The sequence below is a fragment of the Proteiniphilum sp. LBM24028 genome (genome assembly GCF_056629195.1).
On record NZ_CM152817.1, the window covers coordinates 1,272,530 to 1,286,409 of the forward strand.

A 13,880-nucleotide genomic window follows, 5' to 3' on the forward strand; every position below is an offset into this window, starting at 1 on the left:
TCTTATTCTACTCGATACAAGAAGCACCGACTAGCAGCCGCCCCCATATCAATAAAAAAGAGCAGCATTTTTTCAGTGCCGCTCTCTTTTGTTATCTCTTTTAATGGTTCTGAAAATAATATCAGAGGTTCAGTTCCTTTTCTATTGCTTCAAGTTCTGTGGCTTTATTCACACCCATGCTGCTGAGATTATAGTATACGTTACGCAATTTGAGCAATGCAGATTCAATATCATGTTTTTCAGCTTTACGTGCTCTAAGTAATTGAGTATACTTTTCCAACGAAGGCAGTGATTTCTGGTACAACTCAATGGTAATTTTATCATTGGCTACCTGTTGTTGTCTATCGGATAACATTGCTGTTTTTTCCTTTAGAGCCTGTGCCTGGAGAATATAGTTCACAGCGATTGCTTCAAGTGCTCTTTCACAATTAGGGTCCTGCGTGAGGGCTTTGTTATACTCGGCTTCTGCAGCTGCGTAATCACCTTTTTCAGCCAATAATGCACCTTTCACACTATTGAGGTCACATGCATTGGAAGGATCGTTGGTGATGGCCTGGTCGAGGTAATTCATTGCCTTTTGTGTATCTCCCTGACGGATAAATACATTGATAAGATTGGGAATAAAATACTTGCTGCCCGGGAATCTTTCAGCTCCAAGATTCAGTATTTCAAGATATTTGGCCGTATCCCCCAGGTTCACATATTCACTGGCCATCAGTTCATAAATATCACTTTCCTTATAGGCATTATTTTCAATGAAAGGCTCTTTGGCGGCTCGTTCCAGCATTTTTATCGCCCTTTTATGATCTTCTGCCTGAATGGCTGTAATAATGGCGTAATATTTGATTGTCTGATAAGTACTGTCCAGTACAAAGCTACTCTTCTCTCCTTCAAACAGGGGTAAACTTGGAATATCCCAGTAGATCTGAAAAAAGTCGGTTGCTTTCTTGTAATTCTTCTGGTCGTTGTAAAAAACTCCGCCATTAATATAGAAAGGATGATTGGCTTTGAGAATACCGGCAATATCTTTTCTGAACCGGTTCTTTACTTTTCCCTTATCATCGGGAAGTTCACCAAGTGAATCAGCTTTAAGGTAAGGTAGATAGGAGTCATAAAGGCCATCATACATGACTTTGTCATTTGCCGGTTTGCCAAGCATGGCATTGGTTCTTTCATTATCGAAAGCCTTGTTGCCAATGTCTCCTAACGTTTTCCAGGTCTCGGGGTCACTGGCTGTCTCGGCATGCGTTGATGCTTGCTTGAGCAACGTGCGGGCTTCATTTAAGTCGTTACGACCCAGTGCCCTCTTCGCATCTTTTAAAGCAGATTTTTGTGCAAGGATACTCCCTGCAGAAAAAACAGCAATCATAGTAAGGAATAAGATTTTTCTCATTTTACTCATTGTTTAAATGTGATTTAATTGATATTGTTTCAAATATTGTTTGCTATAGACTTTGACTGAAAGATCGCAAAAAGTTTAAAATGGAAACTTATTCTTCACTGCCAGAATCATCTTGATTGTCCAGGGCTTCCTCTGATGAAACTTCTTCATTCAGCTCTTCCGAGTTCACCTTGCAAACAGAGGCTATTTCATCATTTCTTTTTTCCAGATTTATGAGGCGTACACCCTGTGTAGCCCGTCCCATAATGCGAATATCGGAAATATTCAGACGTATGGTAATACCTGATTTGTTAATTATCATTAAATCGTTTTCATCCGATACACTCTTGATAGCCACCAGTTTACCCGTTTTATCTGTAACATTCAGTGTTTTAACGCCTTTCCCTCCTCTGCGAGTGAGGCGGTATACCGGTTCACCATCCTCATCATCGAGCCGGGTTCTTTTTCCGTAACCCTGTTCTGAGACCACCATGATTGTATTTTCTGAACGGGGTTCCATACATATCATCCCTATCACACAATCTTCTCCGTCTTCGTCGAGCGTCATTCCCCTGACGCCGGTCGCCGTACGTCCCATCGGTCGTACATCCTCCTCCTGAAAGCGGATGGCCCGTCCATTCCTGTTCGCCAGAATTACATGTTGATTTCCATCAGTCAACCGTACCGAAATCACCTGGTCTTCTTCGCGGATAGAGATGGCAATTACGCCGTTTTGTCTGGGTCTGGAGTATGCTTCGAGCAGTGTTTTTTTCACAATGCCCTCTTTGGTACAGAACATTAGATAGTGCGAATTGATGTATTCCTGATCCGTGAGTGTATCAACTCGTACAAAGGCAGTTACGCTGTCATCCGGATCAATGTTCAGCAGATTTTGAATAGCCCGTCCCTTGGAGTTTTTGGTTCCTTCCGGAATTTCAAAGACACGCAGCCAGTAACATGTACCTTTTTGGGTGAAAAAGAGCATATAATTGTGCGTGGTGGCCGGGTAGATATACTCCACAAAATCTTCTTCACGCGTATCGGTTCCCTTAGCCCCTACTCCTCCCCGGTTTTGGGTATGAAAATCTGTGAGCGGAGTACGTTTAATATAGCCTAAGTGCGAGATGGTAATCACCATTTCATCATCGGCATAAAAATCTTCGGGATTCATTTCTTCTGAGGAGAAGATGATCTCAGAGCGACGGGCGTCACCATATTTATCGCGAATTTCAATCAACTCATCTTTGATCACCTGCATGCGCAGTCCCTCGTCGTTCAAAATGGCATTCAGACGGGCTATCAGCTTTTGCACTTCATCGTATTCAGCATGTAGCTTGTCCTGTTCGAGACCCGTCAGCTGCCTCAATCGCATCTCTACAATCGCACGCGACTGTATGTCACTAAGTGCAAAGCGCTCCATCAATCTTTGAATAGCCTCCTGAGGTGTGGAAGAACCGCGAATGATGGCAATCACCTCATCGATGTTGTCCGATGCGATGATCAGTCCCTCGAGAATATGAGCACGCTCTTCGGCCTTACGCAGTTCGTAGCGGGTACGACGGATCACCACATCATGACGGTGATCCACAAAGAGCTGGATCATGCGTTTGAGGTTCAGTAGCTCGGGTCTTCCATTTACCAGCGCAATGTTGTTCACGCTGAAAGAGGATTGCAGCGCCGTGAGTTTATAGAGTTTGTTAAGGACAACGTTCGCATTACCGTCGCGTTTGATGTCCACCACGATGCGCATGCCATCACGGTCTGATTCATCGTTGACATTGGAAATACCTTCGATTTTTTTTTCATTCACCAAGTCAGCTATATTCTTGATGAGTTCGGCTTTATTGACCAGATAGGGAATCTCGGAAACAATAATTTTGTCATGTGTTTTTCCCGATTCAATCTCAGCCTTGCCGCGCATCACAATACGTCCCCTACCGGTTTCAAATGCCTCTTCTACCCCTTTATACCCATAAATATAGGCACCTGTGGGAAAATCAGGGGCTTTGATATAATGCATTAATCCATTGATATCTATTTCGTTATCATCAATATACGCGATAATGCCATTCACACATTCGGTAAGATTGTGAGGAGCCATATTGGTCGCCATACCTACCGCAATACCTGATGATCCGTTGATAAGCAGGTTGGGAATGCGGGTAGGAAGTACTGTGGGCTCCAGCAGAGTATCATCGAAATTCAGTTGAAAATCGACTGTCTCCTTGTCTATGTCCCGCAACATTTCCTCGGCGAGCCTGTTAAGCCTTGCTTCGGTATATCGCATGGCTGCGGGACTATCACCATCCACGCTACCCATGTTTCCCTGGCCGTCAACCAGTGTATAGCGCATGCTCCACTCCTGTGCCAGGCGTACCATGGCGCCGTATACAGAAGAGTCGCCGTGCGGGTGATACTTACCCAATACCTCACCGACAATTCTGGCCGACTTCTTGTGTGGCTTATCGGGTGTATTGCCCAGTTCCGACATACCGAATAAAATGCGGCGATGCACCGGTTTAAATCCATCACGCACATCGGGCAACGCGCGGGAAACGATCACGGACATCGAGTAATCGATGTACGATGATTTCATTTCATCTTCGATATTAATCTTGATGATTCTGTCTTCCTGATCAGTCATATTAAAATGTGATTATTCTCTTCAAAAATATTTCGTACTTAACTTATTGACAGGCAAATAGCTATTTTTAATAATTCGCCTTTTGATTACACTAAGATACTGCTTTTCTTCGAATTTAACAAAAAAACAGAGAGACAATTGCTCTCTGTTTTAATTTTTTTTATAGGGTTATTTTCCGTGACAGTTTTTGTATTTCTTTCCACTTCCACAGGGACAAAGGTCATTGCGCCCCACCTTCTTTTCTGCACGGATCGGTTCCAACTTTTGTGGTTGTCTCGGCGGCTGTGCCCCGTTACGTTCTCCTCCCTCAGGCACCAGGCTTTCTGACTCTTCTTTTTGGGTACGGTAACGGCTGTAATCTGTCTTTTGCTCCGGAGCAGCCTGGCGCACACCGGCAGGATCCTGCATCGGTATCTGGCCACGCATAAGGATGGAAACTGCCTTTGAATTGACGTCGTTTATCATTTCCCTGAAAAGATTAAACGACTCCAGCTTGTAGATAAGCAGCGGGTCTTTCTGTTCGTAGCTGGCGTTCTGCACAGATAGTCGCAATTCGTCCATTTCACGGAGATGCTCTTTCCAGTCCTCGTCGATGGTGTGTAACAATATCGATTTCTCAAAAGACTTCACCAATGCCCGGGAATTTGTTTCATAGGCTTCCTTCAGGTTGCAGGCAATATTATAAACTCTTTTTCCGTCGGAGATGGGAATTAGAATATTTTCATACATTGCTCCCTGGTTTTCATAAACCTGCTTAATGACAGGCTGCGCTATTTCTGCCAACCGTTCCGTTTTCCGTTTAAACGTCTCAAAAGCTTTCTCAGTAACGGCCTCGACCTGATCATGCTGTTTCAATCCTTTCATATCGGTCTCTTTGAAAGGAATTTCAAGCGCCATCACACGCAACAGTTCGAGTTTCATAGCCTGATAATCATCTTCATTCGATTCCACGATGTTACGGGCTGTCTCCGTGATCATACCTGCCACGTCGTTGTCAATACGTTCACCCATCAGGGCGTGACGGCGTCGTTTGTAGATTACCTCCCGCTGGGAGTTCATCACGTCGTCGTACTCTAGCAACCGTTTACGAATACCAAAGTTATTTTCTTCCACCTTCTTCTGTGCACGTTCCACAGATTTACTCAACATGCTGTGTTCCAATACATCTCCCTCCTTGAATCCCATCCGGTCCATCAACCCGGCAATGCGTTCGGTAGCAAAGAGACGCATCAGGTCGTCCTCAAGTGAAACAAAAAAGACAGATGACCCGGGATCTCCCTGACGTCCCGCACGTCCTCGCAACTGACGATCCACACGCCGTGATTCGTGCCGTTCCGTACCAATAATGGCCAAACCGCCCGCAGCCTTTACTTCGGGTGAAAGCTTGATGTCGGTACCACGGCCTGCCATGTTGGTTGCAATGGTCACTACACCACGTTGTCCGGCGTTGGCCACAATTTCGGCTTCTCGCTGGTGAAGCTTGGCGTTCAGCACATTGTGTTTTATTTTTCGCAATGTTAGCATGCGGCTCAGCAACTCTGAAATTTCCACGGAGGTTGTTCCCACGAGTACAGGGCGACCCGCGTTGATGAGTTTTTCTATCTCCTCGATGACTGCGGTATATTTTTCCCGTTTCGTCTTATAAATTCGGTCGTTCTGATCGTCGCGAACAATGGGCTTGTTAGTAGGTATAACAACTACATCCAGCTTATAGATATCCCAGAATTCACCTGCTTCGGTTTCGGCCGTACCGGTCATACCCGCCAGCTTGTCGTACATACGGAAGAAATTCTGCAGGGTGATGGTGGCAAATGTCTGCGTGGCAGCCTCTACCTTTACCCGTTCCTTTGCTTCGATAGCCTGATGCAGACCGTCGGAATAACGGCGACCTTCCATCACACGGCCGGTTTGCTCGTCTACAATCTTCACCTTGTTGTCGATCACCACATACTCGTCGTCCTTTTCAAACAGGGTATATGCCTTCAACAGCTGGTTGATGGTATGCACCCGCTCCGACTTGATGGCATAGTTCTGCAACAACTCATCTTTTTTAGCCGCTTTTTCCTCATCGGTGCCGGTCGAATGTTCCAGTTCCGATAACTGGGAAGCGATATCGGGCAGAATGAAAAACTGCGGGTCGTCTGATTTGCCGGTCAGCATATCAATCCCCTTATCGGTCAGTTCAATGCTGTGCTGTTTCTCGTCGATCACAAAATAGAGCGGGTCAGTCACAATATGCATGTTGCGCATCTGCTCCTGCATATAAAATGCTTCGGTCTTGAGCATGGCGGCCTTCACCCCCTGTTCGCTGAGGAACTTGATCAGTGGCTGGTATTTGGGCATCCCTTTATAAGAGCGGAAAAGTAGTAGCGCTCCCTCCTCCTGTTCTTTCGGATCGGTTGAAGCCATCCTTGTTTTTGCTTCGGCAAGCAGGCGCGTTGTAAGATCGCGCTGAGCCTTCACGATCACTTCTACGCGGGGGCGGAAAAGATCAAAAAGCTGGTCGTCTCCCTTGGGTACAGGCCCGGAGATGATTAACGGGGTACGTGCATCGTCGATGAGCACAGAGTCCACCTCATCCACAATGGCATAGTTATGCTTTCGCTGTACCAGGTCCTTTGGCGAGACCGCCATGTTGTCACGTAGATAATCGAAGCCAAACTCATTGTTGGTACCAAAGGTGATATCTGCTTCATATGCTTTCCGGCGTGCATCGGAGTTGGGCTCATGCTTGTCGATGCAGTCAACCGACAGGCCGTGAAACATATACATCGGTCCCATCCATTCAGAGTCGCGTTTCGACAGGTAATCGTTTACCGTCACCACATGTACACCCTCGTGGGTAAGTGCGTTAAGAAATACCGGAAGCGTGGCCACCAGGGTTTTACCTTCGCCCGTGGCCATCTCGGCTATTTTTCCCTGATGCAGCACTACCCCGCCAAAGAGTTGTACATCATAATGGATCATGTCCCATATGATCTCGTTACCTCCGGCGACCCAATGGTTCTGATAGATGGCTTTATCCCCTTCGATACGAACAAAATCATGCGAAGCGGCCAGATCACGGTCGAAGCTGGTTGCCGTGACTACGATTTCATTATTTTCAGTAAAGCGACGTGCGGTTTCTTTCATGATGGAGAAAGCATCCGGCAATATCTCGTTCAATGCCTTCTCATATTTATCGGTAATATCTTTCCCCAGCTTGTCAATCTGATTCCAGACAGCTTCACGCTCATCCAGGTCGATCTCTTCCATGCCTGCCTTCAGCTTATCAATTTCCGCTCTTTCCGCGGCAACCTGCTCACGGATATATTTTTCCAGTTCTTTGGTCTTTTCGCGAAGTCCGTCGTTTGTAAGCTGTTCAATGACAGCATAAGCTTCCCTGACCCGTCTCACAACCGGATTTATTTCGTTCAAGTCGCGTTGAGCCTTGTTACCGAATATTTTAGAAATAATGTCGTTGAATCCCATATTTTATTTTGTGTGTTGTCTTTTTATATCGTGAGACATCCTCCGTATCTCATCATCTTGAATGAACTCTTTTTCGAGAAAAACCTGTATCGTTTATTAAAACAATTCTTTCAGGATCTTGCCCCTTGCGGCGTTGGGAGCCCTGATGCGAAGGCGGTAAGTTACGCTGGGTGCTATTTCTGTGGCATCAATGGTCCGTTCAATCTTCCGGGGTTTGATGTCACTACCGAAAAAGATTACAGGAGAAATCACGGCATTGTGACGAACCCGGTATGAGTCGGGAGACTGTGGCTCAATTACCCGCCAGCCCGGTTGTAACTCCAGAAAAAGGTCGCCCGATATTCCCTTGTAATATCCATTGCGGTAAAATTGTACATTTTCGTTGTATGCTCCATGCAGCATCTGATGCGAGGTGATCACATCCTGTACGCCGGCAGACTGGACCAGGAATGTGGCTGCCTTTTGTTGAAATTCTGCCAGATCAATCTTCTTGTCCTCCAGAAGCTTTCTGTCAAAATATATTTGTCTGTCGTAATATTTTCTGATCCACTGCTCACGGCCATAGAGTGCCATCAGGTACATGTTAAGTAATGCCTGGCTCCGGTCGGGATGAAAATCTCCGCCCGCGGTGACCATCCCTTCAGGAAGAAGTTCCTGTTCATTGAAGTATCCGGTAGAAACCACAAAAATCAGTGTATTCCTGATACCTACTGCTGCGTCAATGGCATCAAGCAATCTTCCGAGCTCCTGATCGAGACGATAATAGGTATCCTGAATCTCTACAGAGTAATTCTGATCAAGCGCTTTTTCAAAATTTCCCGCATAAAAAGTGAGGGCCAGATAATCGGGGTTCATCCTCTTTCCAAGGGAGCCCGACTCCAGCATCCGGATGGCCATATCGTTCACCTCCTTATTCACGTAGGGCGACTGCTTAAACAAGCGAACATTCTCTTTCTTATCCAGCCCGAAGTAATGCTGAAAGTTATACCGGTTTTTGGTGTAGGGGAAAACATTATATCTTGATATGTCAATGGCCGGACGCCAAATGATACTGCCAATGGTGTTCGTTAGTGATTGGGCACTGCGGTTATGCTGGTCCACAATCGGCTGCTTGTTTTTATAGAAGGTGCTGGTGGCCCATTTACCTGTCACATCTTCAATCCAGTAGGCGCCACTGGCAGCATGCCCTCCTGAGGCAATCGCCTGCGAGGCGTCAGGTGCAAAGGCATAAATATCAGACTGCCCTCCTGAGGCAATCTTCAGTTCATCGGCCATTGTGGAAACCTTTATCGCAAGAGGAGATCTTTTATCCGTAGTGAAATTACCCAGATAGTTGTCATCAAAAAAGGAGGATTCCTCCCTGTTCAGGTTGAGAACATATTTGTTTTCAGCCGTGATGCCATGGTATGAAGGATTGGCACCTGTAAAGATTGTTGTGATGGTGGAGGCTTTGTCCGGCTTCGGGAAGTCGTAATGTACATTACTATACACCAATCCTCCAGAAAGTAACCTGTTAAACCCTTTTTGTCCGAAAGTGTGTTTAAACATCTCCAGGTAATCGCCCCGTAATTGATCGATCGTGATTCCCACAACCAGTTTTGGCACCTCCGGCGTGGTATGTTGTGCAGCAAGTGTGGCAACCGAAAAGAAGGCAACCAAAGAAGATAATATCCTGATCATTATAATAATAAATACCTGTCGTTTATCGATTCATTGCCCCCATCCCGCTTTGAGATATCTGCTCGATCTGAATCGCTTGTCTTTTTGTTTTTTTTTCTTCCACAAAAGCAAATTTACACCCGATCTGAGCCACAGATTCATTGAAAACGGAATCGTAGCTGCCGGTAATGTCTGCGGTATGAGCCACCATAAAAAAAGAAAAAGCGTTAAGAGTGCAAAGTTAATGAAATGGTAGAAATAAACGATATTCTTTGCCGAATTTACCCAAAATAAAAAGGCCGCAATCAACGCAAAAAGGTTTAGCCAGACAAAATTCCAGTTGGGTATCATGGCGGGGTGTTCGGAGAAGAACATCAGAAAAAAGAGAATAACACCACCCAGTCCTGCTATACCAAAAAGGAGCGTATCATAGAAAAGGGGAAACTTTGTGGTGTTGAGTTTGATCAACTGGAAAAGACTGGTAAAAAGAGTTGTTACCAGCAGCAGGATGGCTATGATAAATGGAGTGAGCGGCGTTGACACCTTCGGTCTATTTTTTTCGCTGTCCAGCTTAAGTACCACTTCCTGCTTCTTTACCAGTGAATGCCGTAATGTATCGTTTTTCTGAACGGAAGCATCCTCAAAGGAGTTCATCAGGTAACGGGGAATAAACATTTTCTCCCTCACACCGATGATCCTGTCGGCTTCGCTTCCAATAACCAGATCAATACCGAAAAGAAGCCACGGATAATCTTCCGTACACTCGTGCACCAAGTCCCTGTATGTCTGTTCCCGCAAAGTGTCTGCGTAAAGGATTTCACCTTCAGTCTGATTTTCCACCATGTCACGTGGGCGTGTGGCGCAGTTGTCGTAGAAGAAATTATACCTGTATTCTCTGTTCTGTGGCAGCGCATTAATGGAGAGTGCCTCGTAGAGCTGCTGCTTGCCAGCGGGGGAGAGATTAAGTTCCTGCACTGTCACCTCCTGACCTTTATAGCTGTATTCCGAGAGAAAATCCTCGTAAGAGGTAACCCCCAGGATATAATCTGTCTCTCCCTTTACAAAGTGATATATAAAGTTGGGCTGCGAAGAATCAAAAAAACCGTAATTGAAGACGGCATTCACACCTGTTGTATCATCCTGCACAAGGATGGCAGTATGCCCGAACAGTGCATATACAGCCCCATGCCAGGGAGAGGCAGTCAGCAGGCTTATTTTGGCACTATCGGTAAGTTGCACCTGGGCGGGTGCTTTCAGAACAGAGAAACATATAAGGAGCAGTGACAACACTGCCGGAATTCGTCTTTTCATCTAATCTCTTTTATTTCATGAACCTTCATGAACCATCGTGGGACAAAAATAGACAAAATTACGCGAACTTCATACGCATATAACAGAAAAACGGCGATCTGCTATGACCGCCGTTCAAACAATACCCTACGGGGGATTTTATTTTTTCTTGTTCCGGTTTCCGTAACGGTTCATGAACTTGTCCACACGTCCTGCTGTATCCACCAGTTTTTGTTTTCCGGTGTAGAAAGGATGAGAAGCACTTGTAATCTCAAGTTTCACCAACGGGTAAGTTACGCCGTCAATTTCAATTGTATCCTTGGCATTGATTGTGGAGCGGGAGATGAAAATCTCCTCGTTTGACATATCTTTGAATACAACCGGGCGGTAATTGCTGGGATGAATTTCTTTCTTCATATGTTTTATACTTTTCTTCTAATTTTTCGATTGGCAAAGATAGTATAATCCTTTAAAATAAAAAAATAAATGCGTTTCTTTTTTCTTTTATCGGGATTATCTGTTAATTTGCGTTCTTATTTACATATCAAAGAGTATAATATGAAGGTGGAAATCATTTCTATCGGAGACGAATTACTCATCGGACAGGTTGTAAACACCAATGCTGAATGGATGGGACATGAACTGACACAGCAGGGGTTCATCATCGTGGCCATCACCACCGTGGGCGACAGAAGCGATGACATCATCCATGCAATCGACAACGCCTTCGGACGGGCCGATATTTTACTGCTAACCGGCGGCGTGGGACCGACCAATGACGATATCACAAAACATACGCTTTGCCGATATTTTCATACAGCCCTGGAATTCAATGATGAAGTATTACAACATGTCGAATCTGTTTTTTTAAGAAGAAACATCCAGTTGAATCAGCTCACACGTAAACAGGCATATGTGCCGGTAAGCGCCACTGTGATACAGAATAAAGTGGGCACCGCTCCCATACTATGGTTCGACAAAGGTGAAAAAATATTGATATCCATGCCTGGAGTACCTTTTGAAATGAAAACGACCATGCGAGACGATATTATCCCTCGCTTGCAGTCACAATTTCAACCGGACCGTTATCTGAAACGTACTTACTTGGTTTCCGGCATCACCGAATCGGCATTGGCTACCCGGCTTTCCGGCTTTGAAACTCTTCTGCCTGCAGGCTTCACACTGGCTTACCTTCCTTCTTTCGGATTTATCCGGCTGCGGTTGTCTGCCTGGGGTGAAGCACGCAAACCGGAAATTAAACAACTGGGCCGCAGGTTGAAACTGCTCCTCGGTAATGAATATGTCGCCCGAAGCGAAAAAACGCTGGAGGCACTCCTCGGGGAGAAGTTGCGCAAACAACAACTCACGGTCTCAACCGCTGAAAGCTGTACCGGGGGATACATTGCGCACCGCATCACATCCGTTTCGGGAGCTTCGGACTATTTTGAAGGCAGTATCGTAACATATGACAATCGTATCAAAGAAGAACTATTGAATGTAGATAAGCAGACTATTGAAAGCCATGGCGTGGTTAGCAGAGAAGTTGTTGAGAAGATGGCACAGAATGTCGCCCTTAAGCTTGGGACACAATGCAGCATCGCTGTCTCCGGCATCATGGGTCCCGAGGGAGGAACCAGGGAAAAGCCGGTCGGTACAGCCTGGGTTTGCACGAAATATGCAGATGAAATAATTTCCGTTGAATACCATGTGGGAAGCAGCCGCGAAGAGAACATAGAACGCACTGCCAACCTGGCCATTCTTCAGTTGATAAGGATGCTGTCGGTAAGACCTGATGCCGCATCTGCCGGCAACCTATAGCGGAAATCGCAGCTTGGAAAGTGCAAGACACACCGTTTCTGAAAGTTATTTAATCAATTGACTCAAAGCCGCAATAGGGCACCAGTACTTTCGGGATACGTATTCCGGAAGGAGTCTGGTTATTTTCCAGAAGGGCCGCCACAATGCGGGGCAGAGCAAGTGCGCTGCCATTGAGAGTATGACATAGTTGTGTTTTTCGGTCGGCATCTCTAAACCTGCATTTCAACCGGTTTGCCTGGTAGCTTTCGAAATTGGAAACAGAGCTCACCTCGAGCCATCTTTGCTGTGCCGCAGAGAACACTTCAAAATCAAATGTTAGCGCAGAGGTAAAACTCATGTCACCTCCGCAGAGACGAAGTATACGCCATGGCAATTCCAGTTTTTCCACCAGTGTCTCCACATGGCGGACCATCTCTTTGAGCCTTTCGTAAGAATGATCCGGCTTATCGATGCAAACGATCTCCACCTTGTCGAACTGATGCAGCCGGTTCAGTCCGCGTACATCCTTTCCATAGGAACCCGCTTCACGGCGAAAGCAGGCAGAATAAGCCGTATTTTTCAGCGGTAACTCTTTCTCATCAAGAATCACATCCCGGTACATGTTTGTGACAGGTACTTCAGCAGTGGGAATCAGATAGAGATCATCCTCTCCCACATGATACATCTGGCCCTCTTTATCGGGCAGCTGGCCGGTACCGAACCCGGAGTCGCTGTTTACTACATAGGGTGGCTGCACCTCAAGATAACCGGCATCGCGCGCACTATCCAGAAAAAAACTGATTAATGCCCGTTGCAGTCGGGCACCCTTTCCTTTATAAACCGGAAATCCTGCCCCGGTAATCTTCACTCCCAGTTCAAAGTCGATAAGGTCATATTTTTTCGCCAGTTCCCAATGGGGCAGTGCGTCGTCAGTCAAAACCGGCATTACTCCGCCGGTTTTCTCCACAAGATTGTCCTCTGCTCCTTTTCCCTCGGGAACCGACTCATGAGGAAGATTGGGAATAGTGACCAGCAGATGCTCAATTTTTGCTTCCGCGGCCTTTAATGTCTCCTCCAGTTGTTTGGCCGACTCCTTCAGGACAACCACCTTTCCACGGACTATTGCGGCCTCCTCCTTCTTTCCCTCCTTCATGAGTGAGCCGACAGAGCGTGACAATGTATTGACCTCTCCCAACATCGTATCGAGTGATGTCTGTGTACTGCGTCTGACATCATCAGCAGCAATTATCTGTGAAACTGTCTCCTTTGCGTCAAAATTTTTTTTAGACAGGCGTCGAACCACTTCTTCAGGATTCTCGTTGATTACTTTCAGTGTGAGCATAGAAAAAATAGACGAAAACGTTTAATACCTTTTTCAGTGCGCAAAGATACAAAAAATATCAACGAAACTAAGTGACCTGCTGCCGATATTTTGTCAGCCGCATTGTTGAATAAATTCAGGGGGCACCCGGGAAAGCTTAGTTAAAATAACTGAAAGTGCAGCGTTTCGCGCAATTCTCTCTCTTTTTGCTTTTTCTGGCGATAATAGCGTGAAACATAATATGCAAACCCGGCAAATACGCCCACCATCACAATGTCTTTTATTGTACTATTCTTCATGATCTCCGTTTTATCTAC

Annotated in this window: 9 protein-coding genes; 1 reads left to right on the forward strand and 8 read right to left on the reverse strand. The window is 45.8% G+C overall.

Features of this window, described 5'->3' with window-relative positions; translation table 11 throughout:
- Positions 1-121 precede the first annotated feature (121 nt).
- From AC1HCU_RS05025 to AC1HCU_RS05050, 6 genes are all read right to left on the reverse strand, one after another.
- Positions 122-1,393, reverse strand: coding sequence for a tetratricopeptide repeat protein (locus tag AC1HCU_RS05025; RefSeq protein ID WP_480369807.1), 1,272 nt, complete (start codon positions 1,391-1,393; stop codon positions 122-124).
- A 97-nt stretch (positions 1,394-1,490) separates the two neighbouring features.
- Positions 1,491-4,025, reverse strand: a complete 2,535-nt coding sequence (gyrA, locus tag AC1HCU_RS05030; RefSeq protein ID WP_480369810.1) for a DNA gyrase subunit A — start codon at positions 4,023-4,025, stop codon at positions 1,491-1,493.
- A gap of 168 nt (positions 4,026-4,193) precedes the next feature.
- Positions 4,194-7,496 carry a preprotein translocase subunit SecA gene (secA, locus tag AC1HCU_RS05035; RefSeq protein ID WP_480369813.1) on the reverse strand — a complete coding sequence of 1,101 codons (3,303 nt, stop codon included), beginning with the start codon at positions 7,494-7,496 and terminating at the stop codon, positions 4,194-4,196.
- A gap of 96 nt (positions 7,497-7,592) precedes the next feature.
- Positions 7,593-9,176, reverse strand: a complete 1,584-nt coding sequence (locus AC1HCU_RS05040) for an alkaline phosphatase family protein (protein WP_480369816.1) — start codon at positions 9,174-9,176, stop codon at positions 7,593-7,595.
- Between the two features lie 30 nt (positions 9,177-9,206).
- Positions 9,207-10,466, reverse strand: coding sequence for a lipoprotein N-acyltransferase Lnb domain-containing protein (locus AC1HCU_RS05045; RefSeq protein WP_480369818.1), 1,260 nt, complete (start codon positions 10,464-10,466; stop codon positions 9,207-9,209).
- Between the two features lie 138 nt (positions 10,467-10,604).
- Positions 10,605-10,862, reverse strand: a complete 258-nt coding sequence (locus AC1HCU_RS05050) for a type B 50S ribosomal protein L31 (protein ID WP_480369821.1) — start codon at positions 10,860-10,862, stop codon at positions 10,605-10,607.
- A 141-nt stretch (positions 10,863-11,003) separates the two neighbouring features.
- On the opposite strand from AC1HCU_RS05050, the gene AC1HCU_RS05055 reads away from it, so the two are divergent.
- A complete protein-coding gene (locus tag AC1HCU_RS05055) occupies positions 11,004-12,263 on the forward strand; it encodes a CinA family nicotinamide mononucleotide deamidase-related protein (protein ID WP_480369824.1) in 1,260 nt (419 codons plus the stop codon).
- Positions 12,264-12,312: 49 nt separating this feature from the next.
- Here AC1HCU_RS05055 and serS read toward each other — a convergent pair whose 3' ends face one another.
- Both serS and AC1HCU_RS05065 read right to left on the reverse strand, forming a co-directional pair.
- The gene (gene serS / locus AC1HCU_RS05060; RefSeq protein ID WP_480369827.1) at positions 12,313-13,584 is read right to left on the reverse strand and encodes a serine--tRNA ligase; all 1,272 of its coding nucleotides are present in this window, start codon (positions 13,582-13,584) and stop codon (positions 12,313-12,315) included.
- A 140-nt stretch (positions 13,585-13,724) separates the two neighbouring features.
- Positions 13,725-13,862: a hypothetical protein gene (locus tag AC1HCU_RS05065; protein WP_480369830.1), complete on the reverse strand. Its 138-nt coding sequence runs from the start codon at positions 13,860-13,862 to the stop codon at positions 13,725-13,727.
- Positions 13,863-13,880 lie beyond the last annotated feature (18 nt).